The organism is Sphingobium sp. CCH11-B1 (assembly GCF_001556865.1).
Classification (GTDB): Bacteria; Pseudomonadota; Alphaproteobacteria; order Sphingomonadales; family Sphingomonadaceae; genus Sphingobium.
The window spans coordinates 22,340-48,000 of sequence record NZ_LSJY01000175.1 but is presented as its reverse complement, the minus strand read 5'-3'; the positions used below and the strand labels follow the sequence as shown (position 1 = coordinate 48,000).

The 25,661-nt window shown below is 64.7% G+C and carries 24 protein-coding genes; 13 read left to right on the top strand and 11 right to left on the bottom strand.

The window, feature by feature from the left end; translation table 11 throughout:
• Positions 1–160: 160 nt before the first annotated feature.
• The 3 genes from AX724_RS24865 to AX724_RS17525 are packed head-to-tail and all read left to right on the top strand — an operon-like array spanning position 161 to position 2,933.
• Positions 161–346 (top strand): hypothetical protein, encoded by a 186-nt coding sequence (locus AX724_RS24865; RefSeq protein WP_331711457.1) that lies wholly within the window; start codon positions 161–163, stop codon positions 344–346.
• Positions 343–1,731, top strand: a complete 1,389-nt coding sequence (locus tag AX724_RS17530; RefSeq protein ID WP_066768857.1) for a bifunctional ADP-dependent NAD(P)H-hydrate dehydratase/NAD(P)H-hydrate epimerase — start codon at positions 343–345, stop codon at positions 1,729–1,731. Before AX724_RS24865 ends, AX724_RS17530 begins: the two co-directional genes overlap by 4 nt.
• Complete coding sequence (locus AX724_RS17525) at positions 1,728–2,933, top strand: class I SAM-dependent RNA methyltransferase (RefSeq protein ID WP_066768855.1); 1,206 nt, start codon at positions 1,728–1,730, stop codon at positions 2,931–2,933. The genes AX724_RS17530 and AX724_RS17525 overlap by 4 nt, the downstream gene beginning before the upstream one ends.
• A 69-nt stretch (positions 2,934–3,002) precedes the next feature.
• Here the strand turns inward: AX724_RS17525 and AX724_RS17520 are convergent, their stop codons facing one another.
• From AX724_RS17520 to AX724_RS17510, 3 genes are all read right to left on the bottom strand, one after another.
• Complete coding sequence (locus tag AX724_RS17520) at positions 3,003–4,208, bottom strand: type III PLP-dependent enzyme (RefSeq protein ID WP_066768853.1); 1,206 nt, start codon at positions 4,206–4,208, stop codon at positions 3,003–3,005.
• Positions 4,209–4,356: 148 nt separating this feature from the next.
• A complete protein-coding gene (locus AX724_RS17515) occupies positions 4,357–5,529 on the bottom strand; it encodes a carboxynorspermidine decarboxylase (protein WP_066768851.1) in 1,173 nt (390 codons plus the stop codon).
• 106 nt (positions 5,530–5,635) lie between these two features.
• Positions 5,636–6,841: a saccharopine dehydrogenase family protein gene (locus AX724_RS17510; RefSeq protein ID WP_066768848.1), complete on the bottom strand. Its 1,206-nt coding sequence runs from the start codon at positions 6,839–6,841 to the stop codon at positions 5,636–5,638.
• 194 nt (positions 6,842–7,035) lie between these two features.
• Here AX724_RS17510 and AX724_RS17505 point away from each other — a divergent pair, with 194 nt between their 5' ends.
• Entirely contained in the window at positions 7,036–7,614 is a 579-nt protein-coding gene (locus tag AX724_RS17505) for a fasciclin domain-containing protein (protein WP_066768846.1), read from the top strand.
• 70 nt (positions 7,615–7,684) lie between these two features.
• Here the strand turns inward: AX724_RS17505 and AX724_RS17500 are convergent, their stop codons facing one another.
• Both AX724_RS17500 and AX724_RS17495 read right to left on the bottom strand, forming a co-directional pair.
• Entirely contained in the window at positions 7,685–9,283 is a 1,599-nt protein-coding gene (locus AX724_RS17500; protein ID WP_066768835.1) for a cisplatin damage response ATP-dependent DNA ligase, read from the bottom strand.
• Between the two features lie 37 nt (positions 9,284–9,320).
• Positions 9,321–10,313, bottom strand: a complete 993-nt coding sequence (locus tag AX724_RS17495; RefSeq protein WP_066768832.1) for a ligase-associated DNA damage response exonuclease — start codon at positions 10,311–10,313, stop codon at positions 9,321–9,323.
• A gap of 146 nt (positions 10,314–10,459) precedes the next feature.
• Here AX724_RS17495 and AX724_RS17490 point away from each other — a divergent pair, with 146 nt between their 5' ends.
• The 3 genes from AX724_RS17490 to AX724_RS17480 all read left to right on the top strand — a co-directional run bounded on the left by AX724_RS17490 (position 10,460) and on the right by AX724_RS17480 (position 13,422).
• On the top strand, positions 10,460–11,704 hold the full coding sequence (locus AX724_RS17490; protein ID WP_066768830.1) for a DUF3419 family protein: 1,245 nt from the start codon (positions 10,460–10,462) through the stop codon (positions 11,702–11,704).
• A complete protein-coding gene (locus AX724_RS17485) occupies positions 11,701–12,360 on the top strand; it encodes a class I SAM-dependent methyltransferase (RefSeq protein ID WP_066768828.1) in 660 nt (219 codons plus the stop codon). The genes AX724_RS17490 and AX724_RS17485 overlap by 4 nt, the downstream gene beginning before the upstream one ends.
• A 210-nt stretch (positions 12,361–12,570) precedes the next feature.
• Positions 12,571–13,422: a glucokinase gene (locus AX724_RS17480; protein WP_197421623.1), complete on the top strand. Its 852-nt coding sequence runs from the start codon at positions 12,571–12,573 to the stop codon at positions 13,420–13,422.
• An 8-nt stretch (positions 13,423–13,430) separates the two neighbouring features.
• Here AX724_RS17480 and hemA read toward each other — a convergent pair whose 3' ends face one another.
• From hemA to AX724_RS17465, 3 genes are all read right to left on the bottom strand, one after another.
• Positions 13,431–14,657, bottom strand: a complete 1,227-nt coding sequence (hemA, locus tag AX724_RS17475) for a 5-aminolevulinate synthase (RefSeq protein WP_066768822.1) — start codon at positions 14,655–14,657, stop codon at positions 13,431–13,433.
• 266 nt (positions 14,658–14,923) lie between these two features.
• Positions 14,924–15,727, bottom strand: coding sequence for a glutamate racemase (gene murI / locus AX724_RS17470; RefSeq protein WP_066768818.1), 804 nt, complete (start codon positions 15,725–15,727; stop codon positions 14,924–14,926).
• 31 nt (positions 15,728–15,758) lie between these two features.
• Positions 15,759–16,217: a hypothetical protein gene (locus AX724_RS17465; RefSeq protein ID WP_066768816.1), complete on the bottom strand. Its 459-nt coding sequence runs from the start codon at positions 16,215–16,217 to the stop codon at positions 15,759–15,761.
• 207 nt (positions 16,218–16,424) lie between these two features.
• Between AX724_RS17465 and plsY the strand changes: the two genes are divergently transcribed.
• The 5 genes from plsY (at position 16,425) to AX724_RS24760 (ending at position 21,489) form a co-directional block, all read left to right on the top strand.
• A complete protein-coding gene (plsY, locus tag AX724_RS17460) occupies positions 16,425–17,024 on the top strand; it encodes a glycerol-3-phosphate 1-O-acyltransferase PlsY (protein WP_066768991.1) in 600 nt (199 codons plus the stop codon).
• Positions 17,021–17,911 carry a DNA-processing protein DprA gene (locus AX724_RS17455; protein ID WP_066768814.1) on the top strand — a complete coding sequence of 297 codons (891 nt, stop codon included), beginning with the start codon at positions 17,021–17,023 and terminating at the stop codon, positions 17,909–17,911. Before plsY ends, AX724_RS17455 begins: the two co-directional genes overlap by 4 nt.
• Before the next feature lie 123 nt (positions 17,912–18,034).
• Positions 18,035–18,676, top strand: a complete 642-nt coding sequence (locus tag AX724_RS17450) for a YoaK family protein (RefSeq protein WP_066768811.1) — start codon at positions 18,035–18,037, stop codon at positions 18,674–18,676.
• A gap of 72 nt (positions 18,677–18,748) precedes the next feature.
• Complete coding sequence (gene topA / locus AX724_RS17445; RefSeq protein ID WP_066768808.1) at positions 18,749–21,316, top strand: type I DNA topoisomerase; 2,568 nt, start codon at positions 18,749–18,751, stop codon at positions 21,314–21,316.
• Between the two features lie 47 nt (positions 21,317–21,363).
• Complete coding sequence (locus tag AX724_RS24760) at positions 21,364–21,489, top strand: hypothetical protein (protein WP_269454167.1); 126 nt, start codon at positions 21,364–21,366, stop codon at positions 21,487–21,489.
• A 6-nt stretch (positions 21,490–21,495) separates the two neighbouring features.
• Here the strand turns inward: AX724_RS24760 and era are convergent, their stop codons facing one another.
• From era to lepB, 3 genes are all read right to left on the bottom strand, one after another.
• A complete protein-coding gene (gene era / locus AX724_RS17440; protein WP_066768806.1) occupies positions 21,496–22,404 on the bottom strand; it encodes a GTPase Era in 909 nt (302 codons plus the stop codon).
• Positions 22,405–22,472: 68 nt separating this feature from the next.
• Complete coding sequence (gene rnc, locus AX724_RS17435) at positions 22,473–23,144, bottom strand: ribonuclease III (protein ID WP_082733587.1); 672 nt, start codon at positions 23,142–23,144, stop codon at positions 22,473–22,475.
• A complete protein-coding gene (lepB, locus tag AX724_RS17430) occupies positions 23,141–23,965 on the bottom strand; it encodes a signal peptidase I (protein WP_066768801.1) in 825 nt (274 codons plus the stop codon). The genes rnc and lepB overlap by 4 nt, the downstream gene beginning before the upstream one ends.
• Before the next feature lie 179 nt (positions 23,966–24,144).
• Here lepB and pgi point away from each other — a divergent pair, with 179 nt between their 5' ends.
• Positions 24,145–25,647 (top strand): glucose-6-phosphate isomerase, encoded by a 1,503-nt coding sequence (gene pgi, locus AX724_RS17425; protein WP_066768799.1) that lies wholly within the window; start codon positions 24,145–24,147, stop codon positions 25,645–25,647.
• Positions 25,648–25,661 lie beyond the last annotated feature (14 nt).

Here is a 25,661-nt window from a genome sequence, read left to right as displayed (position 1 = left end):
CCTGCTGTTAGCCCTCGCGGGTTGTGGCGGAGGAGGCAGCAAGGCCTCCGATGGCGCACAAGCGGCAGGAGGCCAAGCTGGCGACGCAAGCGGCATCGAATGCTTCACCGCGGGGATGGCGCAATGGGCACGCGACTGCACGGCCGAGCGAGATGGCGACATGTTGACCATCCGTCATCCCGACGGCGGTTTTCGGCGCTTCCGAATTCTGGGGGACGGCCACGGATTCGAAGCAGCGGACGGCGCGGAGCCGGCGAAGCTCACGATCATCGGCCAGGATCGCATTGAAGCCGTGGCGGGCAGCGACCGCTACCGCCTGCCGGTGCAGGTCGCTGCGGCGCAATGACCGGCGAGCCCATCCTGACGGCGACACAGATGCGTGAGGCCGAGCAGGCAACCTTCCGAGCCGGCACGGATGAATATGGGTTGATGGAGACCGCAGGCAGGGCGGCGGCGGAGATCATCTGGCGCGCCGGGCATCGGCGCGACGCGCTGGTCCTGTGCGGCCCCGGCAACAATGGCGGCGACGGGTTCGTGATCGCCCGCTCGCTGAAGGAGCGCGGCGTGCCGGTTCGGGTGGCGGCGCTGGGCGACAGTCGCACCGCGTCGGCGCAGCGCGCGCGGGCGATCTGGCGCGGGCCTGTCGAAGACATGATGGCCGCTGCGCCGGCATCCCAACTTGTGGATGCGCTGTTCGGCACGGGCTTGAGCCGGGGGCTGGACGACGCCGTCGCGGCGCGGCTTTGCGGGTTGGCGCAGGACGCCGCACTGACTCATGCGGTCGATCTGCCCAGTGGCGTGGAAACGGACAGTGGCGCGATCCTGTCCGCCGTGCCGCGTTACGACATATGCATCGCGCTGGGAGCCTATAAGCCCGCTCACCTGCTCCATCCGGCGGCCGGGCGGGTCGATCGGCTGGTGCTGGTCGATCTTGGCATCGAACTGCCAAGCCATATGCACCGACTTGCCCCGCCCGCGCTGAAGACGCCGGGTGCCGACGCGCATAAATATACGCGCGGCCTGGTGGCGGTGGTGGGCGGCGCAATGCCCGGCGCAAGCCTGCTGGGCAGCATCGCCGCAGCCCGTTCCGGCGCGGGATCGGTACGGCGCTTTGCCCACGACCTTCCGCCCTGCGAGCCACACGCCATCGTTCATCGGCAGGTCGAGCAGCCAGACGCTGTCGCGCGGCAACTTGGCGACGAACGGATCGGCGCTGTGCTTGTCGGGCCGGGACTGGGACTTGATGCAACGGCAGGCATGCTGTTGGAGGCTGCGCTGGCGTCGGGTCATCCCTTGGTGCTGGATGCCGATGCACTGACGCTGCTGGCGCGAGCGGAGCGACCCATACCGTCGCGCGCCGTCCTGACCCCGCATGAAGGCGAGTTTCGGCGGATGTTCGGCGACCTTCCGGGCAGCAAGATCGATCGGGCGCGTTCGGCGGCGCGCGCGTCCGGCGCAGTCGTCCTGTATAAGGGCGCGGACAGTGTAATTGCCGCGCCTGACGGCACGGTGACGGTTGCGAGCGGTGCGTCGCCATGGCTCTCCACCGCCGGGACGGGCGATGTGCTGGCCGGGCTGGTGGCGGGTCGTCTGGCGGTCTCGGGCGATCCCTTTCGCGCGGCTTGCGAGGCCGTGTGGCTGCACGGTGATGCGGCGCGGCGGTGCGGAGCGGCATTCGTGGCGGATGATTTGCTTGAAGCGTTGCTAGCCGCTATCGCCGCGCGATTGTGAGCGACAACGAAGTAGACAGCATCATCCGTGTTGCGGCCAGGGGCGACGGCGTCACCGCCGATGGCCGCCACTTTCCCCTGACCGCGCCGGGCGACCGGATCGGGGCCGATGGGACTGTCTACTTCGGTGTCCATCATGCCGTTCCGCCTTGCGCCCATTTTCCCGCCTGTGGCGGATGCCAGCTCCAGCATCTGGATGACGAAAGCTATGCCGAATTCGTGACGGCGCGGGTCACGGGTGCGCTGACGGGGCAGGGGGTGGTCCCCGCCGCCGTGCTGCCGCCCCATATCTCGCCGCCCATGACGCGCAGGCGAGCGGCGCTGCGGGCGGCGCGGGCGGGCAAGCGCATCACCATAGGTTTTGCAGAGGAAGGCAGCCATCGCCTCATCGATCTTCAGATGTGCGCAATCCTCGACCCGCGCCTGTTCGCTCTGGTGCAGCCGTTGCGTGCGTTGCTGGCATTGATCCTGCCGGACAAACGGGCGGCGCATGTGAAGATGTCGCTGATCGACCAGGGCGTGGATCTTTTGCTGGAAGGGGTGCGGGTCGAGGGGCTTGCGGCTGACGAGGCGCTGGGCGATTTTGCGCGGGCGCACGGTCTGGCGCGGCTGACGATCGACGAAGGAGAGGGGGCCCAGACGCGATGGGAGCCCGAGCCGGCCACAATCAGCTTTGGCGGTGTTCCGGTCGGCTTTCCGTCCTTCGCTTTCCTTCAGGCGACGCCGGATGGTGAGGCTGCACTGGTCGGAGCCGTTCGGCAGGCATTGCCGCCGGGTGGAGCGGTAGCGGATTTGTTCTGCGGTCTCGGGACTTTCGCGCTTGCGTTGGGCGACAATCGGCCCGTCTATGCGGCTGAAGGTGCTCGTGACGTTGTCCTGTCGCTGAAGATGGCGGCGGCGCGGGCGCAAAGGCGGCTGGCGGCGGACCATCGCGACCTGTTCCGTAGGCCGCTCGTGCCGGAGGAACTCAATCGCTTCGCCACGATCGTGCTGGACCCGCCCCGCGCAGGCGCGCGGGAACAGGTCATGCAACTGGCGCAGTCGAGCGTTCCGTTGATCGCCTATGTCTCCTGCAATCCGGCCAGCTTCGCGCGCGACGCTGCGCACCTGACCGCCGCAGGATACCAGCTGGATAGCGTGAAGCCGGTCGGACAATTCCGCTGGTCCACCCATGTCGAGCTGGTCGGCATTTTCCGGCGGTAAGGCGGACAAAGAAAAACCCCCGCCGCAAGCGGCGGGGGCAGGCACCCTCTCCAAAGGGGAGCTTGGGCCTTATTTGCCCAGCTTGATGACGTTCGCGCGCCGGCGGACCGGCAGCATCTCGGTGTAGAGGCTCGCCATCGGCTCGTCCTCCACCTCGATCGTCGCCTCCGACGTGAAGCCGTTGAAACCGGTACGCATCGCCGCGCCATAGGCGCCCAACATCCCGATCTCGATATAATCGCCAGCCTTCACATCTGCCGGCAGCAGAAAGGGGCCGACCATATGGTCCATGTCGTCACAGGTCGGGCCGTAGAAGGAGAAAGGCTCCATCGCTTCCTGGCTATCTTCCAGCCGCAGCAGCTCGACCGGGAAACGCCAGCCGATATGCGCCGCATCGAACAGCGCGCCGTAAGCCCCGTCGTTGATGTAGAGTTCCGAACCGCGGCGGCGCTCCACACGAACCAGTACGGAGCTATATTCCGCGCACAGTGCCCGGCCCGGCTCGCACCAGAGTTCCGACGAATAGCTGACCGGCAGGCTTTCGAAGCCACGATAGATCGCCTCGAAATAATGTTCGAGCGCGACCGGCTCCATGCCCGGATAGACCGAAGGGAAGCCGCCGCCGACATCGATGATGTCGACCGTGACCGCCGCGTCGACGATGGCCGCGCGGACCCGTTCGATCGCGTCGCTATAGGCCTGCGGGCTCATCGCCTGGCTGCCGACATGGAAGCAGATGCCAAGCGCATCGGCCGCCTGACGGGTGGCCATCAGCAATTCGCGCGTTTCGCCGAGTTCCGCGCCGAATTTCGACGCGAGGGAAAGCTCGCTATGTTCGGAGGACACGCGCAGGCGCACGCAGAGCTCCAGATCGGTCGCGTTGCCCGTAGCACGCATGATTTTCTCAAGCTCGTCCATCGAATCGAGCGAGAAAGTGCGCACGCCATAGACATGATAGGCTTCGGCGATCGCTTCCTCGGCCTTGACCGGGTGCATGAAGCACAATTTCGCCTGTGCGCCCATTTGCGCCAGCGCGTCGGCGACCAGGCGCACCTCGACGATCGAGGCCACGTCGAAATGCGTGATCCCGGCGGCGTAGAGCGTGCGGATCAGGTCAGGAGACGGGTTCGCCTTCACCGCATAGAGCGAGCGGCCCGGAAACTTCTCCACAAAGAAGCGGGCAGCCCGAGCCGCGGCGTCGGGACGAATCAGCGTTACCGGTGCTGCCGGTTTGAGGGCGGTCGCTACCCCCAGCGCGCTATGATGCTTGTGCAACTCAAGGGACCTCCAGTGTAGTCGTTGGCAATAAAGCTGCCTTGCGGTGGAAGTCCCATGGGGCAGCGGACGGCCGATATATGCTGAGGGGTCCCCCCTGTAAAGCGCACCGGTAAATTTTGTTGCGCGGCAGGCTATGAAACGTGCGTCAGGAGAGACGAGCCTTAAAGTCGCCATAGGAAAACGACTTTATTTCAGTGAGTTGATCCGTCTCGCTGTTCCATAGCCAGATGGCGGGAAGGGGCACGCCGTTGAAGGTGTTGGTCTTTACCATCGAATAATGCGCCTGATCGAGGAAGGCGATCCGCGCGCCCGGTTCGGCACCGCCGGGGACTCGATAGTCGCCGATGATGTCGCCGGCGAGGCAGGACGGTCCGCCGAGTCTGGTCACCGGACCGTCCGCCTGTTCGTGCAGCATGGCGGGCCGGTAGGGCGCCTCGATCACGTCGGGCATGTGGCAGGTGGCGCTGATGTCGGTGATAGCGACGGGCATGCCATTGTCGATCACGTCGAGTATCTCGCCCACGAGGATGCCGGCGTCGAGCGCCATCGCTTCGCCGGGTTCGATATAGAGTTCCAGACCTGTCTGCACCTTGATGCGGTGGAGAAAGGCGATGAGGTCGTCGATCTGATAGTCGGCACGGGTGACATGATGACCCCCGCCGAAATTGAGCCATTTGAGGTTGGCGACATGCGGCATCACGCGGGATTCGATCGCCGCCCAGGTGCGCTGAAGCGGCAGGAAATCCTGTTCGCACAGGTTATGGATGTGAAGGCCGGATACGCCGTCCAGATGCTCGGGCCTTAGCTGGTCGACCGGGAAGCCCAGGCGGCTGTGCGGCTGCGACGGGTCATATTTGGGGACTTCGCCTTCGGCATGGAGCGGGTTCAGGCGCAGGCCGATGTCGAAGTTCACACCGTTGTTGCGGGCGGCGTCGATGACGGGTTTGAGGCGTGCGATCTGGCCGGGGCTGTTGAAGATCACATGGTCGCTGATCTTCAGGATTTCGGCGAGGTCTTCGGGTTTGTAGGCGGCGCAGTAGGTGGCGACCTCACCGCCATATTCTTCCCGGCCAAGGCGGGCTTCATAGATGCCCGAGGCGCAGACGCCGTCGAGATATTCGGCGACCACGCCGCCGAGAGACCACATGGAAAAGGCCTTGAGCGCGCCCAGCACCTTGATCCCGGCGCGGTTGCCAATGTCGCGCAGGACGGCGAGGTTGCGGCGGATCGCGGCCTCGTCCACCACGAAGGCGGGCGAGGGGACGCGATAGAGATCGAAGCGGGCGAAGGCGGCGGGATCGCCGGCGCGGGTTTCCATGGTCGTATTTCTCCCGTCACCCCGGCGAAGGCGGGGGTCTCAGGCGATAGGGGCACGACCCAGCCGCACGAGACCCCAGCCTTCGCTGGGGTGACGACTAAGGTCGTCAGAAATCCAGCGGCGCGTCCAGTTCCTTCACCTGCCAGGGCAGGCCATGCCTGTTCAGCATGTCCATGAAGGGATCGGGATCGAACTGCTCGATGTTGAACACGCCTTCGCCCCGCCAAGCGCCGGTCAGCATCAGCGCCGCGCCGATCATTGCGGGGACGCCGGTGGTGTAGCTGACCGCCTGGTTGCCGGTTTCGGCATAGGCGTCCTCATGGTCGCAGACATTGTAGACATAGACAGTCTTTTGCGTCCCGTCTTTTTGGCCCGTGGCGATGTCGCCGATATTGGTCTTGCCCTTGGTGGTGGAGCCCAGGCTCGACGGCTCGGGCAGCACGGCCTTGAGGAACTGGAGCGGTATGATCTCCTGCCCATTGTAGATGACAGGATCGATCCGGGTCATTCCGACATTCTGCAGCACCTCCAGATGCTTCAGATAGGCGTCGCCGAACGTCATCCAGAAACGGATGCGCTTGATCTCGGGATAGTGCTTGGCGAGGCTTTCCAGTTCCTCATGATACATGAGGTACATATTCTTTTCGCCGACCTGATCGAAGTCGAAAACCTGCTTGTGGCTGAGCGCAGGCCCTTCGACCCACTGCCCATCGGCCCAGTGGCGGGAGGGCGCGGTCACTTCGCGGATATTGATTTCCGGGTTGAAGTTGGTCGCGAAATGCTGGCCATGGTCGCCGCCGTTGCAGTCGAGAATGTCGAGCGTGTCGATCCGGTCGAGCAGATGCTTCTTGATGTAGCTGGCGAACACGCTGGTGACGCCAGGGTCGAAGCCGGAGCCGAGCAGCGCCATGATGCCGGCCTCCTTGAAACGCTCCTGATAAGCCCATTGCCAGCTATATTCGAACTTGGCGGTGTCGCGCGGTTCGTAATTGGCGGTGTCGAGATAGTCGGTCCTGGTCGCGAGGCATGCGTCCATGATCGCCAGATCCTGATAGGGCAGGGCCAGGTTCACGACCAGCTTGGGCTGAACCTTCTGGATCAGGGCGATGGTTTCTTCCACATTGTCGGCATCGACCTGCGCAACGTCGATGGTGACGCCCGTGCGCGCCTTCACCGATTCGGCGACCTTCTCGCAACTGACGATCCGGCGGCTGGCGAGGGTGATATGGCTGAAGATATCGGGATTCATCGCCATCTTGTGAACCGCGACAGAGCCGACGCCGCCCGCGCCGATGACCAGAACCTTGCTCATTTCGTCTCCATATCCTGCCGCGCGACCCCGCGCGAAAGCGCCCATATAGGGACGGGAGGTGACAGCGCAAAGTCAGATGCGCGCAGGGGCCATCACCCCCCTGTCTTTTAGGGCAGGCATGCATCCCGGAGCTTCCCCAGACGTAGTAGCGCCGTCTCCGCGCGACGGGGACGGTTCGAGGAAGGATGCCTCTCATGAAAATCTCTTCTGTCTCGCTGGCTCTTGCGGGCGCTCTGCTGGTCGCTGGCGGAGGCGCCGTGGCACAGCCGCACAATGGCCATATGGCCGCAAAGCCCAACCCGATGGTGGGTGGCGCGGCGATGTACCCGACCAAGGACATCATCGACAACGCCGTGAATTCCAAGGATCACACGACGCTGGTCGCTGCGGTGAAGGCGGCCGGCCTGGTGGATACGCTGAAGGGGCCTGGACCGTTCACCGTCTTTGCGCCCACCAACCAGGCTTTCGCTAAACTGCCTGCCGGTACCGTGGACACGCTGCTGAAGCCCGAGAACAAGGCGCAGCTGACCAGCGTGCTGACCTATCATGTGGTGCCCGGCAAGCTGAGCGCCGCTGATCTGATGGCTCAGGCGAAGGCGAACGGTGGCAAGGTGACGCTGACGACCGTGCAGGGCGAGCCGCTGACCGCCTGGGTACAAGGGCCGCATGTCTGGTTGCAGGATGCCAAGGGCGGCAAGGCCAAGGTCACGATCGCTGACGTCAACCAGTCGAACGGCGTGATCCATGTCATCGACACGGTGCTGATGCCCTGACCGATGTGATGACGGGAGGAAGCGGCCGGTCCGGCTATATGCGGGCCGGCCGCTTCTTTGCGGGCGCGCGCTAAGTCACCAGCTTGCGTAACCCTTCGACCATATCCGCCTCCGCGGCCGGCTTGTCCTTGCGGATGCGGGCGATGCGGGGGAAACGCATGGCGAGGCCGGATTTATGGCGCTTGCTGTCGTGGATGGAGTCGAACGCGACTTCCAGCACCAGCGTTTTCTCGACCTCCCGCACCGGGCCGAAGCGGTTAACCGTGTTCTGGCGGACGAAGCGGTCGAGCCATTTCAGCTCTTCGTCGGTGAAGCCGCTATAGGCCTTCCCAACCGGGAGCAGTTCGCCCTCTTCGGTCCAGCAGCCGAAAGTATAGTCCGAATAGAAGGACGAGCGCTTGCCGTGCCCGCGTTGCGCATACATCATCACGCAATCGGCGGTCAGCGGATCGCGCTTCCACTTGTACCACAAGGCAGCCTTGCGACCCGCGACATAGGGACTGTCGCGGCGCTTGAGCATCACGCCCTCGATCGCCGCGTCGCGCGCACCGGCCCGGATGTCGGCCAGCGCCTGGAAACTGTCCGCCTCTATCACCTGGGACAGGTCGAAGCGGTCGGCGTCGAGTGACGGGATGAAGCCTTCCAGCCGGGCGCGGCGCTGTTCCCAGGGCAGGGCGCGCAGATCATCGTCGCCCTCGATCAGCAGGTCGTAGAGGCGGACGAAGGCGGGATAATCCTTCATCATCTTCGTCGTCACGGCCTTGCGCCCGAGCCGCTGCTGGAGCGCGTTGAAGCTGGCGGCGGCGCCACCATGTTCCTTGGCACCCTGAACCTCGCCCTTCACCAACAATTCGCCGTCCAGCACGGCGTGGCCGGAAAAAGCGGCGGCGATTTCGGGGAAGCTGCCGGAGATATCGTCTCCGGCACGGCTGTATAGGCGGGTTTCGGACCCCGTGCCGACAATCTGGATGCGAATGCCATCCCATTTCCATTCGGCCGCATAATCGGCAAGGTCCACGCTGTCCGCCTCCAGCGGATGGGCAAGCATGAAGGGGCGGAAATAGGGCGTGCCTCCCGGGTCGGGACGGCCGTTGCGCCCCTCCGCCCAGTCGAACAGCGCGGCGTAGGGCGGCGAAAGCGCGTGCCAGACCTGCTCCACATCGTCGACATCCAGGCCGAATGCCGAGGCGAAGCCGGTCTTGGCGAGGCGCGCCGAAATGCCGACGCGAAGGCCTCCGGTGGCGAGCTTGAGCAAGGCGAACCGGCCCGATGAATCGAGATGGTCCATCATCTGCGCGAGCGCTTGCGGCGCGGCGGCCCGGCTGACACTGTGCAGCCGATCGATGACGGCAGAAAGGCTGAGCGAGCCGTCGTCCACTTCGGCGGGCTGGTCCTCCCGCTTGGGCCAGAGGAGGGCGACCGTTTCGGCGAGATCGCCGACATAGTCGCGGCTCATCTCGAACAGGACCGGATCGACACGGGCCCGGATCATCTCGCCAATGGCGGAAGCCTTGACCGCCTTGAGGTCCAGATTGCCGGTAAGCGCCGCGAGCGCCCAGCCGCGATCAGGATCGGGTGCGTCGCGCATGTAGGCCGCGATCAGGTCCAGCTTGCCGTTGCGCGAGCGGGTGTAGACGAGGCCGTCAAGCAGTTGGGAAAACTGCCTCATGAGATGAGAGCACGCAGCGGATACAGGTTGGAGGCCGTCATCCCTCGTCCTCATCCTCGCGGCCGACGAGCGCGAGCGCGCGGGCACGGATCTGGTGGGTCATGCACCAATGGAGCAGGGCTTCCTCCCGACCGTGGGTTATCCAGGTTTCGACAGGCGCGACCTCCCGGATGGTGTCGGTCAGTTCGTCCCAGTCGGCATGATCGGAAATGACAAGCGGCAGTTCGACATTCTTCTGCCGCGCCCGCTGGCGCACGCGCATCCAACCCGATGCCATGGCGGTGATGGGATCGGGCAGGCGGCGGCTCCAGCGGTCGTTGAGCGCGGAAGGCGGCGACAGCACGACATGGCCGCGCATGTCCTTGGCCGGCACGCCGGTCGCCGGGCGCAGTTCGCCCAGGTCCACGCCAAAATCCTGATAGAGGGCGCACATCCGTTCCATTGCGCCATGGATATAGATGGCGTCATGATGGCCGCGCCTGCGCAGTTCGCTGATGACCCGCTGCGCCTTGCCCAGAGCATAGGCACCGACCAGCACGCAGCGATCGGGGTGGGCGTGGAGCGCGGCAAGCAGCCGGTCCATCTCGCTGCCGGTGTCGGGATGGCGGAAGACGGGCAGGCCGAACGTTGCCTCCGTCACGAATATGTCGCAGGGGATCGGCTCGAAGGGCAGACAGGTGGGGTCGGGTCGTCGCTTGTAATCGCCGGTCACCACGACCCGTTCGCCGGCATGTTCGAGCAGGATCTGTGCCGATCCCAGCACATGGCCGGCCGGGACGTAGCGGATGGCGACGCCGCCCATTGTTACATCTTCGCCATAATCCACCGCCGTGCCGCTGGCGGTGCCATAACGCAGCGCCATGATCGCCAGCGTCTCACGCGTCGCCCAGACATGGCCATGCCCGCCGCGCGCATGATCGGCATGGCCATGCGTCACCAGCGCCCGTTCCTGCGGCAGCGACGGATCGATCCACGCGTCGGCCGGGCGGACATATATGCCGGTGGGGTGGGGTTCGATCCAATGCGCCATCAATGCAAGAAGATGGGAGATGTCATTCCGGTTCCGCAAGGCCCCTGCCCAAAGGGGAGTCATCGGCCCGTCACCGGTCCGTCATGCCCATGACATGCCATTGCCCTATCGGCACCGCCAGCGACCCGGCAGCGAGGAGTGCGGACATGGCGGCGACCGTTCAGAACAAGGGCCATCGAAAGGTCACCAATGCGGTGCATCGGCACCGACATCTTTCGAAGCAGGGCTTGCTGGAGCGGGCCTTCACCTTTGCCTTTCGGGGTCTTGTCTACGCGCAGATCTGGGAAGATCCTGCCGTGGACATGGAAGCGCTGGCCATCGGCCCGGACCATCATGTCGTCACGATCGCGTCGGGGGGATGCAATGTGCTGTCCTATCTGACGGCCGATCCGGCGAGGATAACGGCGGTCGATCTCAACACCGCCCATATCGCGCTCAACCGGTTGAAGCTGGCGGCGGCGCGGACCCTGCCCGATCATGCCAGCTTTCACCGCTTCTTCGCCCGCGCTGACGACCGGGCGAACATCGCGGCCTATCACGACATTGTGGCGCCGCATCTGGACGAAGCGACGCGCCGCTATTGGGAAGGGCGCGATCTCATTGGCCGGCGGCGCATCGGCGGCTTCGCGCGGGGGATCTACAAACATGGCCTTCTGGGCCGCTTCATCGGTGCGGCGCATCTGCTGGCGCGATTGCATGGGGTCAATCCCACCCGGATGCTGGACGCGCAAAATCGCGAGCAGCAGCGCGAAATCTTCGATCGCGAACTTGCGCCGATCTTCGACAAGGGCTTTGTGCGCTGGCTGACGAACCAGCCGGCCTCGCTCTTTGGCCTTGGCATCCCGCCCGCTCAGTTCGAGGCGCTGGCCGGCGACGCGCGGATGGACAGTGTCCTCAAGGCGAGGCTGGAAAAGCTGGCCTGCGGCTTCGACCTCAAGGACAATTATTTCGCGGTTCAGGCATTCGGCCGGGGCTATGCCGCCAAGGGCGGACAGGGTGAAGGACCATTGCCGCCCTATCTGCAGGCCGCCAACCACGACGCGGTGCGGGAAAGGGCGGATCGCGTCGACGTTCGCCACATCAATTTCACGGACTTCCTTGCCGGCCAGCCGCCCGCGTCCTGCGATCGGTATATCCTGCTCGACGCGCAGGACTGGATGGACGACGTTCAACTGAACGCGCTCTGGGCGCAAATCACGCGGACGGCTAGGCCCGGCGCGCGCGTGCTGTTCCGTACCGCCGGGGAGCCGAGCATTCTTCCTGGCCGGGTCGTTGAAGGTGTGCTGGGCCGCTGGGAGTACCGGGCGGAGCAATCGCTGGATTATACCGCGCGCGACCGTTCCGCCATTTATGGCGGCGTCCACCTCTATGTGCTGAAGTCCGCGGCATGAGCGAGCATGGGCGGCTGATGGACGGGGTCTATCGCTATCAGCGGCACATCTATGACCTGACCCGCAAATATTATCTGCTTGGCCGCGACGGGATGATCAAAGATCTGGCCCCGCCGCCTGGCGGGACCGTGCTTGAAATCGGCTGCGGGACCGGGCGCAACCTGATTGCAGCGGGAAAGGCGTGGCCGGACGCCCAGTTGCATGGCGTGGACATCAGCGAGGCGATGCTGAACACTGCCCGCGCCTCCGTCACCAGGGCCGGCCTGTCGGATCGGGTGATGCTGGCAAAGGGCGATGCCTGTGCCTTCGATCCGCAGTCGCTGTTCGGGCGGGCGCGGTTCGACCGCATATTCATCAGCTACGCCCTGTCGATGATCCCGGGATGGGAAGCGGCACTGGCGCAGGCGGCGCGCTGCGTCGCCCCAGGCGGGCGGCTGGATATCGTCGATTTCGGTCAGCAGGAAGGATGGCCGCGCCTCTGGAAAACCCTGTTATTGAACTGGCTGGCGCAGTTCCACGTCTCGCCAAGGCCCGGCATCGCGAATGCAATCGAAGCAGCCGCGCGCCATTATGGCGGACATTCTCTCAACCTTTCGCTCTATCGCGGCTACTGCTTTCGCGGCACGATTATGGTCCCCGATACAGGCAGAAACTAAGGAAGATCTGGGATCAGTCCGACAAATTGCCGGATCCGATCAATTTCTCGGCAACAATTTATCCAGATATTGTCTTGTGTCGTAATATCGCTACGCTCTTCTTATTCGGCGACAAGGCCGACAACAGGGGAGGACGGCTGCGTGCAGCCAGCGATAATGCCCAGAGGGCAAAGTAATTCCGCCATTCTTGCGTGCGTCGGGTCCGATGGCGTGGATTTCGCCCTGCCTTCCTCCATTCCAGGCGATGTTCATGGCGTCGAGCATATCGCCGCCAGTGATTGTCCTACATTTACTGACGCATTGATGCGCTATGCCGCGCAAACCCGGCTGAGCCTGCGGGACACGAAGCTTTTCATGTCCATCGCCGGCGCGGTGAATGGAGCCACGGTTCGCACGACGAACGGGCGCTGGTTTATCTCTTTGTCCGGCCTATCTGCGGTGACGGGCGGAGAGCCGGTGATCGTGAACGATGTCGCCGCGACCGCATGGGCGACGGCTGACCATCCCCGGGCCGTGCCCTTCGGCGGCCCGTTGGACCGGACGCGTTCGCAAAAGGGCAGGCATGCCATTATTTCGGCTTGGCGCGGCGGGCTTGGCGCGGCTTGTGTCGACCGGCGTGATGGCTTCCTGAAGATCGTCGAAAGCGAGGCGGGCCACACGCCCTACGCCATTCACGACGAGGAGGACTGGGCCATGGCGAAGGCGAGCATCGTCCGGCATGGGACAGCATCCTACGAACATATTCTGTTCGACCTGATGGACGGCCTGACATTGCATCGCCCGGTCGTCGGGCCCGAACTCGACAAGAAATTCGCGGTGCTGCTTGGCCGCTACAGCGCCGAAGTGACGCTGACCTTCACGGCGTGGGACGGCATCTACCTGTGTGGGTCGGTGTTCGAAACCATCGCAAAGCGGAACCTGTCGGCAACATTTCGCGCCGCGTTCGAAGGAAAGGGCAAGCTGCGGCAATTGCTGCAACAAACCCCCAGCCAGCTTTTTCAACTGCGCAACGGATCGCTAAGCGGGCTGTCCATCCTCTACAGCCGCACCAGAAACGACTAGCGACCCGATCAGGCCGCTTGCCGTTCCATCAGTTCAAGATCGAGCCGGTCCCAGATTTCGACCAGCGCGTTCACAAGGTCGCGCATCATCGGTTCGTCATGCGCCGGCCCCGGCGTGAAGCGCAGCCGTTCGGTCCCCCGGGGTACCGTCGGATAGTTGATCGGCTGCACATAGGCGCCATATTCGGCCAGCAATATGTCGCTGATCCGCTTCGCCTTCACCGGATCGCCGACCATGAGCGGGACGATGTGGGTGACCGATGGCATGACCGGCAGCCCCGCGTCGCGCATCAGTTGCTTGAGGAGCGCTGACGACGCCTGCTGGCCCTCGCGCTCCTCGCTCGATGCTTTCAGGTGGCGCACGCTTGCCAGCACGCCCGCGACCAGCACGGGCGAGAGCGATGTGGTGAAGATGAAGCCGGGCGCATAGCTGCGGATCACGTCCACGATCATCTGGTCGGCCGCGATATAGCCGCCCATGACGCCGAACGCCTTGCCCAGCGTCCCTTCGATGATGGTCACGCGATCGGCGACATCATCCCGTTCCGAAATGCCGCCGCCGCGCGGGCCGTACATGCCGACCGCATGGACCTCGTCCAGATAGGTGAGGGCGTTATACTCGTCCGCAAGATCGCAGATCGCGGCGATGGGGGCGATGTCGCCGTCCATCGAATATACGCTTTCAAAGGCGATCAGCTTGGGTGCTTCAGGATCTTCGGCAGCGAGCAACTCGCGCAGGTGATCGACGTCATTATGGCGGAAGACGCGCTTTTCGCAACCCGAGTTGCGGATCCCCGCAATCATCGAGGCGTGGTTCAGTTCGTCGGAAAAGATGATGCAGCCCGGCAGCAGTTTTGCCAGCGTCGATAGCGTCGCTTCGTTCGACACATAGCCGGACGTGAAAAGCAGGGCCGCTTCCTTGCCATGCAGATCAGCCAGTTCCGACTCCAGATCGACATGATAATGGGTGTTGCCGCCAATGTTGCGGGTGCCGCCGGAGCCAGCGCCGACATCGTGCAGCGCCTCTTCCATCGCGGCGACCACTTTGGGGTGCTGGCCCATGGCAAGATAGTCGTTGGAGCACCATACGGTGATCGGCTTGGGCCCGTTATGACCGTGGAAGCAGCGGGCGTTGGGAAAAGCCCCCTTGTTGCGCAGAATATCGATGAACACGCGGTAGCGGCCTTCGCTATGAAGGCGGTCGATTGCCTGCGAAAAGATATGCTTGTAGTTCACTACGACTGTCTTCCCGTTCCCGCGCGCCGGTTATGCGTGTCGCGCCATCCTCTGCCTCGACGTCGCATTTACCCGCCCGACCGGCGTTTTGCCAGCGCTAAACGCTCGCAACTTAGCGGCAAAATGCGATCAAGGTGATTGGACCTTTTGTCTATGGCGCTGCTACCCATGATCCCTTCCACGCAATGCTCGCTCGAAAGCGGGAGCCCTGGGGCCAAGGGGGCGCACATCGACCCTCGGCTCCGGCTTTCACTGAAGCCCGCAATTTATAGGGCTTCTATCCGGTCAAGTCCGTAAGCGGCGAGGGCAGGGCGGAGCGGATCGGTACTCCGGTCGAGCCGGGTGAACACCGCAATGCCGGGCAAGGGCGCAGCGGGCCAGGGTTGGCCTTGCGTCAGATACTGGATGCGCCGGGCGATGCCGTCGCCGCCGTGCACGAACGTCATGGGATGGGGCGCGGCGGCGGCCAGTTCGGCCTCCACCAGCGGAAAGTGCGTGCAGGCAAGAACCACGACATCCATGGCGTCGCCGCCCGGCTGATCGATCAACCCGGCCAGCGCATCCCGCGCGACAGCAGGATCTAGCGGTTCTCCACGCAACTTCGCTTCGGCAAGTTGTACCAGCGCGGCCGACCCGTGTCGCAGCACCGTACAATCCGCGCCATGTTCCGCCGTCAGCCTGTCCACATAGGGCTGACGCACGGTCGCGTCGGTGCCCAGCACGCCGAAGACCCTGCTCTTCGACAAAAGCGCCGCAAGCTTGATCGCAGGCACGGTGCCGACCACGGGAATGTCGAGCGCCGCGCGCACATGCTGGAGCGCGATGGTGGATGCGGTGTTGCAGGCGATAACGGCGATACGGGGGCGATAGCGCTCGACCAGCCGGCCCAGCAACGCTGGCACCCGCGCCGCGATTTCCGCCTCGCTCTTGGTTCCGTAGGGAAAACCCGCGCTGTCGGCTGCATAGACGATGGGCGCGGTGGGCAAAGCGGCGCGCGCCGGAGCGAGGATGGACAGGCCGCCGACGCCGGAATCGAAGAAGAGGATGGGGGCGTTGGGAGCGACCGTCATCGCCGCTGTGTCGTCAGCTCAGACGTCGCTGTCAACCGCCTGCGGGCTTCGCCTTGCCCGCCATTTCGTCCAGCAGGCGGCGGAGCGCGTCGAGACAGGCGTCATAGCGGGCCGTGTCCGCCGGATCGTCCGACGCGCGCAGCGTCGCGAGATCGCCGCGCAACTGATCGATGCGGCGGACGGCCATATCGCGTTTCACGCCCTCGATCCGGGCCTTGAGCTTATCCACTTCGGCGAATGCTTCTGTATCCTCCCAGTCGGGCTCGCGCTTGATCAGCAGGTCGACGGCGTCCATCAGCTTCCCGATCTGCCGGCCATAGCTTTCCACCGCGACGATCGCCTGCTCGGTTTCGGGCGCGCTGCTGTTTTGGCTGCTGATCGTCACATTGCCGAACGACCAGCCATTGTTGAAGGATTGCCAGAGCTTCTGCGGGGCGAGCGCCATGCTGGTCCAGCCGTTGAGAAGCGTGTCCAAGGGGGTGTCGGTCATCGCGGGCTCCGGGTGCGGACACAGGGTAGGCACGGGGCTGTGGAATGCAAGCGCGATGACACATCGGGCGAGCGTGACCGGAGGTTTCCGGTGAGCGCCACACTCGACCAAGACGTCGAATAGGGATCATGATGCTATTTATGGCGTCGACCATTGCTCCGGCGCTCTGTCACGCTATGGTCGCGGGCACATTTTACCGGCGGATTCATGACACCTCCCTGGCTTCTTCCTGCTTTCGTGCTGCTGCTGGGCTATTTGCTTGGCTCCATTCCCTTCGGCATCATCCTGACGCGGATCGCGGGCGCGGGTGACCTGCGGCAGATCGGTTCCGGCAATATCGGCGCGACCAATGTTCTGCGAACGGGGCGCAAGGGACTGGCGGCGGCGACATTGCTGCTCGACCTGCTGAAGGGCGTTGCCGCCGTGCTGATCGGCGCGGCGCTGCTGGACGGGGGCGGGCCGATAGCGGGGGCGATGGCCTTCATCGGCCATTGTTATCCGGTCTGGTTGCGCTTCGCTGGCGGTAAGGGCGTGGCGACGATGATGGGCGTGGTGACGGCACTGCACTGGCCCGCCGGAATCCTGTTCGCGGTCGTGTGGCTGGGGATGTTGTTCGGAACGCGCTGGTCTTCGGTGGGCGGCATGTCGGCGGCGATAAGCGCTCCTATCGCAATGTGGGCATTCGGGCGGATCGACCTGATCCCCGTCAGCCTTGCCATGGCGCTGATCCTGCTGTGGCGGCACCGTGAAAATATCGGGCGGCTGATGAAGGGTGCTGAGCCCAAGATCGGGTCCAGCAAGGAGTGAGCGAGGGCGAGCGGCTCGACCGCCTCCGCCTCATCCGGTCGCCGCGCATCGGGCCCGTCAGCTATCGGCAGTTGCTGGCGCGCTTCGGGTCTGCTCAGGAGGCATTGCGCGCAATACCGATGCTGGCCGAGCGCGGCGGGGGGCGCGCGAGCGTGGCCGACGCCGGTGCGGTCGAGCGTGAGATCGCGGCATCACGCGCGCTGGGTGCACGTTACCTGCTGATGGGCGACGCCGATTATCCCGTGCTGCTCGACCAGATGGATGGGGCGCCGCCCGCGCTGATCGTCAAGGGTGATGCGACGCTCGCGGGGCGGCCCTGCGTCGCTATGGTCGGCGCGCGCAACGCATCGGCGGTGGCATGCCGGTTCGCGCGGACGCTGGCGCAGGATATCGGACAGCATGATGCGGTGGTCGTTTCGGGCCTTGCCCGCGGGATCGATACGGAGGCACATCGCGGATCGATCGACAGCGGGACGATCGCCGTCATCGCCTGCGGCATCGACGTCGTGTTTCCGCCGGAAAATGCCGTCCTGCAGGACCAGGTGGCCGACCGCGGGCTGCTTGTGACCGAACATCCGCCCGGCGTGCAGCCGCTTTCCCGGCATTTCCCGGCACGCAACCGGATCATCGCCGGGCTGGCGCTTGGCACGGTGGTAGTGGAGGCGGCCCCGAAATCCTTCGACTTCGTCGGCGAGCCGGTGTCGAGCGATGTGGCGGAGAGCGAACGGGCGGCGGTGGTGGCGCTGCTGGGCCATGCGGCGGTGCCGGTCGACGAACTGATCCGCTTGTCAGGGCTGTCGCCGGCGGTGGTGCAGACGGTGCTGCTGGAACTGGAATTGGGCGGACGGCTGGAGCGGCACGCGGGGGGCAGGGTGAGTCTGGCATGATATCCCGCCGTCATGCCCGCGAAAGCTGGCATCCCGCTTTCATTGATTTATCGCGCCGTTGAGAGAAGATGAGAGAGGCCAGCCCGCGCTGGCATGACGGGGTTGGGGACAGGTGTTTAGATCATGATCCGTTTCGCGCCCTCGTTGCGGGCGCTGGCCGTCTGTCTCGCTTTTCTGGCGGGCTATGTCGATGCGCTTGGCTTTCTGGCGACGTCCGGCTTTTTCGTGTCCTTCATGAGCGGCAATTCGACCCGGCTCGCGGTCGGCTTGGCGGGCGCGCGGGCCGAGGCGGTGGCGGCAGGGACGCTGATCCTCTGCTTCGTTGCGGGGGTCATTCTGGGAGCCGTCGTGGGGACCAAAGCGGGGCGGCGGCAAAGCGCGGCGGTGTTGCTCCTGGTTGCGCTGCTGCTGGGTTGCGCGGCGGCGGCGGGCAGTTGGCCGGGGCTCTGGACGCCGGGGCTGCTGGCGATCGCCATGGGGGCGGAGAATGCCGTGTTCGAGCGGGAGGGAGAGGCGCCGCTTGGCCTTACCTATATGACCGGCAGCCTGGTGCGACTTGGCTTTGGCCTGTCGGGGCTGCTCACCGGGCGGCGACATCCCGGCTGGACCGGCTATGCCTTGTTGTGGGTCGGGCTGGTAGCCGGCGCCTTGGCGGGGGCGTCTCTGTTCCCCATGTTGCGGCAGGACGCGATGCTGCTTGCGAGCGGTGGTGCGTGCGCTCTGGCGGCATGGGCGTGGATTGCGGCGGCGCGAGTGCCGTCCTAGACGCTTGACGCGCGCCGTCCTTTCTTTCCACCCTCGCGCGTGTACGTGAGAGATTACTTAACCGGGGCATCCATGCAGCTTGTTATCGTCGAATCGCCGGCCAAGGCGAAGACCATCGAAAAATATCTGGGCGGCGATTTCCACGTCCTTGCCAGCTACGGCCATATCCGCGACCTGCCGGCCAAGGACGGATCGGTCGATCCCGACAATGGCTTTGCGATGTCGTGGGAAAATTATGGCGACAAGGGCAAGCAGCTGAAAGCCATCGCCGACGAGGCGAAGAAGGCGGATCGCCTGATCCTGGCGACCGACCCCGATCGCGAGGGGGAAGCGATCAGCTGGCACGTGCAGGAGGTGCTGCGCGCCAAGAAAGCGCTGCCGCAGAAGGTGGATCGCGTTACGTTCAACGCCATCACCAAGCAGGCGGTGACCGAAGCGATGGCGCAGCCCCGCGCGCTGGACGAGGATCTGATCGATGCCTATCGGGCGCGTCGGGCCCTCGACTATCTGGTGGGTTTTACCCTGTCGCCGGTCCTGTGGCGCAAGCTGCCGGGCGCCAAGTCCGCCGGGCGGGTGCAGTCGGTCGCGCTGCGCCTTGTAGTCGAACGGGAGCGCGAGATCGAGAGTTTCGTCCCCCAGGAATATTGGTCCGTCGCGGCCGAAATGGAGCAGGACGGGCAAGCCTTCACCGCGCGGCTTGTTCGCTGGAAGGGGGAGAAGATCGAGCGGCTGACCATCGGCCGGGAGGGCGACGCAATGGCGGCCAAGGCCGATGTGGAAGCGGGTCGCTTCACGATCGACAAGGTCGAGACCAAGCCGGTGAGCCGCAACCCTCCCGCGCCCTTCACGACATCGACGTTGCAGCAGGAAGCCGCGCGCAAGCTCGGTTTTTCGGCAAGCCATACGATGCGGATCGCGCAGCAACTCTATGAGGATGGCGCGATCACCTATATGCGGACCGATGGCGTGCAGATGGACGGCAGCGCCATTTCGGCTGCGAGGCGGGCGATCGCGGAACGCTATGATGGTGGCTACCTGCCGGAAAAGCCGCGCCAGTATCAGACCAAGGCCAAGAATGCGCAGGAAGCGCACGAGGCGATCCGCCCGACCGAGTTCGGCCGTGACAAGGTAGGCAGCGGCGATCATGCGCGGCTCTACGACCTCATCTTCAAGCGCGCGCTGGCGAGCCAGATGGCGAGCGCACGGCTGGAGCGGACGACGGTCGATCTGGTGGACGGCACCGGGCAGCATGCCCTGCGCGCGACCGGGCAGGTGGTGATCTTCCCTGGCTTCCTCGCACTCTATGAGGAAGGGCGGGACGACAGCGAGGACGACGATTCCAAGCTGCTGCCGCGGATGAGCGAAGGCGATGCGCCGGCAAAGAAGAAGGTCACGGCCGAGCAGCATTTCACCCAGCCGCCGCCGCGTTATTCCGAAGCCTCGCTGGTCAAGAAGCTGGAGGAACTGGGCATCGGCCGGCCATCCACCTATGCGTCCACGCTTCAGGTGCTCAAGGACCGCGACTATGTGCGGATCGAGAAAAACCGCTTTTTCGCGGAGGAGAGCGGGCGGCTGGTGACGGCGTTCCTTGAACGCTTTTTCGAGCGCTATGTGTCCTACGACTTCACGGCGGGGCTGGAGGACGAGCTGGACGAGATTTCCGGCGGGCGCGCCCAGTGGCAGGCGGTGCTCGAAGCCTTCTGGCGCGACTTCAAGCCCAAGACTGCCGAGGTAATGGAGCAGAAACCGTCCGACATTACCGCCGCGCTCGACAAGTTTCTGGAACCGATGCTGTTTCCGCCCAAGGCGGACGGCAGCAATCCGCGCGCCTGCCCGCTGTGCGGCGACGGGCAATTGTCGCTGCGCGGTGGACGCTTCGGCGCATTCATCGCCTGCTCCAACTATCCGGAGTGCAAATATACCCGCAAGTTCGGCCAGCCAGGGGGCAAGGAAGGCGAGGATACGGGCCCCGAGGTGTTGGGGCAGCATCCCGAGACCGGGCAGGATATCGTGAAGAAATCCGGGCGCTTTGGTCCCTATATCGAGATGGGCGAGGGCAAGGAGGCGAAACGCGGCTCGATTCCGAAGGATTTGCCCGACGGCGAGATGACGCTGGACTGGGCGGTGAAGCTGCTCAGTCTTCCGCGCGAGGTGGGGCTGCACCCGGAGACCGGGCTCCCCATCGTCGCCAATATCGGCCGGTTCGGCCCCTATCTGCTGCACGACGGCAAATATGGAAAGCTGTCGGGTACGGCGGAGATTTTCGAGATCGGCATGAACAGCGCGGTGGTGCGTCTGGCCGAGGCGGCGAACCGGGGCGGACGGGGCGCGGCGCGCGAGCCGCTGAAGGTGCTGGGCAAGCATCCGCGCACCGAGGCGGAGATCAGGCTGATGGAGGGGCGCTACGGCGCCTATGTCACCGACGGCACGACCAATGCGACCCTGCCCAAGACCGTGGCGCAGGATCAGCTGACGCTGGAGGAGGCGGCGCAGTTGATCGACGCGCGCGCGGCGGCGGCGCCGGCGAAGAAGGGGAAAACGGCCCCGGCCAAGAAAGCGGCTTCGAAGAAGGCGCCGGCAAAGAAGCCGGCTGGGGCGAAGAAGCCGGCGACGAAAAAGCCGACGGCCAGCGTGGATTGACCGGGTTGCTTCGTCAGCCCCCTTTATCAAAGGAAGGGAGACGAAGCATGATCGCACGGTTGTTGGGATACGCCATCGTCGCGGCTGGCCTTGGCGCGAGCGCGCCCGTGCGGGCGCAGGATGCGGTGGCCAGCCCGCTGCGGTTCCTGCTACCTGAAGAGGCGAGGCCCTAAAGCCGGTCAGTCCACCCAGTCGAGGCCGATGTCGCGATAGATGAAGCGGTCGTCCTCCCAATCCTCCTTCACCTTGACATGCAGGTAAAGGTGGACCTTGACGCCGAGCAGGCTCGCCAGTTCGGCCCGCGCCTTCGACCCGATTTCCTTGAGGCGCTGGCCACCCTTGCCCAGCACGATGGCGCGCTGGGTCGGCCGGGCGACCAGGATCTGCTGGTGGATTTCTACCGATCCGTCCTCGCGCTCCTTATATTGCTCGGTGTCGACGGCAGCGGCGTACGGCAGTTCGGCGTGGAGCTGGTGGTAGAGCTGTTCGCGCGTGATCTCCGCCGCCAGCATCCGGTCCGTGGCGTCGGAGACCTGATCCTCGGGGAAATGCCACGGCCCTTCCGGCATGGCGTTCGCAAAGGCAGTCTTGAGTTCGCCAAGGCCGTCGCCGGTCTGGGCAGAGATGAAGAAGGTCTCCTCAAAGCCTATCCGCTCATACAGCTTCTGGGTGTGGACCAGCAGCTTTTCCTTGATGGCGATGTCGACCTTGTTGAGGATCAGCCATTTGCGTTCAGGACGATGGACCAGCGCCTCGACGATCGGCTCCATCTTGGGGCCAAGGCCTGCCTTGCCATCGACGATGAGGGTGATGAGGTCAGCGCCTTGCGCGCCACCCCAGGCCGCCTGCACCATGGCGCGGTCCAGCCGGCGCTTGGGCGCGAAGATGCCGGGCGTGTCGACCAGCACGATCTGCGCATCGCCCTCGATGGCGACGCCCATGACGCGGGTGCGGGTAGTCTGCGCCTTGGGGCTGGTGATTGCCACCTTCTGCCCCACCAGCGCATTGACCAGCGTCGACTTGCCCGCATTGGGCGCGCCGACGATGGCGACGACGCCGCAGCGTTGGGATTCGATTTCGGCCGTCAAATTCGTTCCATTCGTTCGATAACATCTGCTCCCGCGGAAGCAGGAGCATGGTTTAGCATGATCCGGGCTCAGCCCGCCAATTTCTCCAGCAGCGCCTTTGCCGCTGCCGTTTCCGCCTCCTGCTTCGACCCGCCGCTGGCGCTGGCTTCGCCCGCGCCCTTGATCGAGACGTTCACCGTGAAGCGCAGCGCATGTTGCGGGCCGGAACGGTCGACGAGCGCATATTCCGGGGGCTTGCGCTTGTTGGCCGCAGCCCATTCCTGCAGCGCGGACTTGGGATGGCGCGGTGCACTGGTCTGGGTATCGACGCGATCGCCCCAAAGGCGGCGGACGAGGATGCGGGCTTCATCCAGCCCGCCCTCCAGATAGAGCGCGCCGATCAGCGCCTCCATCACGTCGCCGAGCACATTGTCGCTGTCCGCCGCGCCATCGTCGCGGGCCTGCTTGCCGAGGATCAGATGTTCCGGCACCCCGGCGTCGCGGGCGATTTCCGCGCAGGTCTCGCCAGAGACGAGCGCGTTGTAGCGCCGGGAAAGCTTGCCTTCCGGTTCGTCGGAGAACCGTTCATAGACCCATTCGCCCACCAGCAGGCCAAGTACCCGGTCGCCAAGAAACTCGACCCGCTCATAATTGACTGCGCTGGCGCTGCCATGCGTCAACGCCTGGTCGAAGGCGGCGCGATTTTTCGGCGCGCGTCCGATAAGGTCTTTCAGCCAGGCATCGGTGTCCGGTTTGCTCAAAAGCCTTCCCCGATGCGGCTCCAGCGGGCGGCAGTGAACCAGGTCCAGGGGAGCAGCCAGTTCGCGCTACCGTCGGTCGAGAAGACCGAGATCAGCGCCTTGCCCACTAGATTCTTTTCGGGGACGAGGCCGATGCCGCCGCCTTCGACGGCCGGGAAGCGGCTGTCGGCGCTGCGGTCGCGATTGTCACCCATCATGAAAAGATGGCCTTCGGGCACCAGCACCGTGTCGCGGTCGTCCGCCGCGCCGTCCGGCATCAGGTCGAGGACATTGTAGCTTTTCCCGCCTGGCAGCGTCTCGCGGAACTGGGGATAGCGGCACTGGCGACCGCCGCCGGGCGCGGCTTCTTCGAAATTGGGGCGATAACAGGGGGAAGGCGCGCCTTCCTTGTCGGCGGCGTCGACCATGTTCGGCGTTACCGGGATGACGAAATCGGCAACCTTCTGCTTAGGTATCGCCTGACCGTTGAGGTAAACGGTGCCGCCACGCACGGCGACCATGTCGCCGGGAAGGCCGATCACGCGCTTGATATAGTCGTTCTTCTGGTTCGGCGGCGCCTTGAACACCACCACGTCGCCGCGCTGCGGCGTCGCGGCGAGGACGCGGCCCGGAATGAGCGGCACGCTGAACGGCAGGGAGTAGCGCGAATAGCCATAGGGCCATTTCGCAACCAGCAGATAATCGCCGATCAGCAGGCGCGGCTGCATGGATTCCGATGGAATGTTGAAGGGCGAGACGATGAAGCTGCGCAGGATGAAGACGAACAGCCCCAGCTTGACGAGAAACCAGAGGAAGTCCCGCGTTTCGGATTTGGCGGTCATGGAGGGTGCTTTTCGTCCTTCTTTCGGCCTGGAAAAGGCTCGTTGCGGCTTTTGAGGCGTCGTTCCGGTCGCGTCAAGCATGGCGGATGGTGCATTGCATGATCAATCTGTCTAGGAAGAGACAGAATCGACCGGTGCAGCGTCGATCTCGACCAACGTCACAAAGGATTCCTTTTCGCATGACCAGCCCTGCACTGGCGGCCATCGCCGCGCTTCCGCAAGCCGAACTTAAATCCATCTTCGACACCGATCCCGACCGGCTGGAAAAGCTGGTGCTGCGGCAGGGCCCGATCCGGTTCGATTGGTCGAAGACGCACCTGACCGACGACGTGATGGCCGGATTCCTCAAGCTGGCGGATGAGCAGGGCTTTGCCGGGCAGCGCGATGCGCTTTTCTCGGGCTTTGCCGTCAACAACACAGAGGGGCGCGCGGCCGAACATCCTGCTGAACGCGGCGAGGGCAATGCTGATAGCGTGGGGCGGGCCAAGGTGCTGCACGGGCGGATGCGCGCGCTGATCGACGCGATCGAAGCAGGCGCGCTGGGCGATGTGCGCCATATCCTGCACATCGGGATCGGCGGATCGGCGCTCGGCCCCAAGCTGATCGTGGACGCGCTGGACGGCGACGGCGTGCGCTATGACGTGGCGATTGTCTCGAATGTGGACGGCACCGCTTTGGAACGGGCCATCGAGGGGTTCGACCCCCATGCCACGCTGATCGCCGTCGCGTCCAAGACCTTCACGACGACCGAAACGATGCTGAACGCCGCCAGCGCGATCAACTGGCTGGTCGAGGCGGGCGTGGAAGATCCCTATGGCAAGGTGATCGCGCTGACAGCGGCGCCGGACAAGGCAATCGAATGGGGCGTGGACGAGACGCGCATTCTGCCCTTCGCGGAATCGGTGGGCGGCCGCTATTCGCTCTGGTCATCGATCGGCTTTCCGGCTGCGCTGGCGCTGGGGTGGGATGCGTTCGAAAGCCTGCTGGAGGGCGCGGCGGCGATGGATCGGCATTTCCGCCTGTCTCCCCCCGCCGAAAATGCGCCGCTGATCGCCGCCTTCGTCGATCAATATTATACCGGCGTCCTGGGTTGCCAGACGCGCGCTCTGTTCGCTTATGACGAGCGGCTGGCGCTGCTGCCCTCCTATCTTCAACAACTGGAGATGGAGAGTAACGGCAAAAGCGTGAAGCGCGACGGCACCCCGGTGGATGGTCCGACCGCGCCCATCACCTGGGGCGGCGTGGGCACGGACGCGCAGCACGCAGTGTTCCAGCTGCTGCATCAGGGCACGATCCTGACCCCCGTCGAGTTCATCGCGTCGATCGAACCCGGCAATACGCTGGATCCGGCGCACCACCGGGCGTTGCTGGTCAACTGCTTCGCGCAGGGCGCGGCGCTGATGCGCGGCAAGGACAATGCCGATGACCCGGCGCGCGCCTATCCAGGCAATCGGCCTTCCACGACCATCCTGCTGGATGATGTGACGCCCGAGGCGCTGGGCGCGCTGATCGCCTTCTACGAACATCGCGTTTTCGCGAACGCCGTGCTGATGGGCATCAACCCGTTCGACCAGTTCGGCGTGGAACTGGGCAAGGAGATCGCCAAGTCCATCGAGGCCGATGGCCCCAGCGGCTTCGACCCGTCGACCATGGCGCTGATCGGGCTGGCGCTGGGCGAATGACGTTGGCTTCTCGC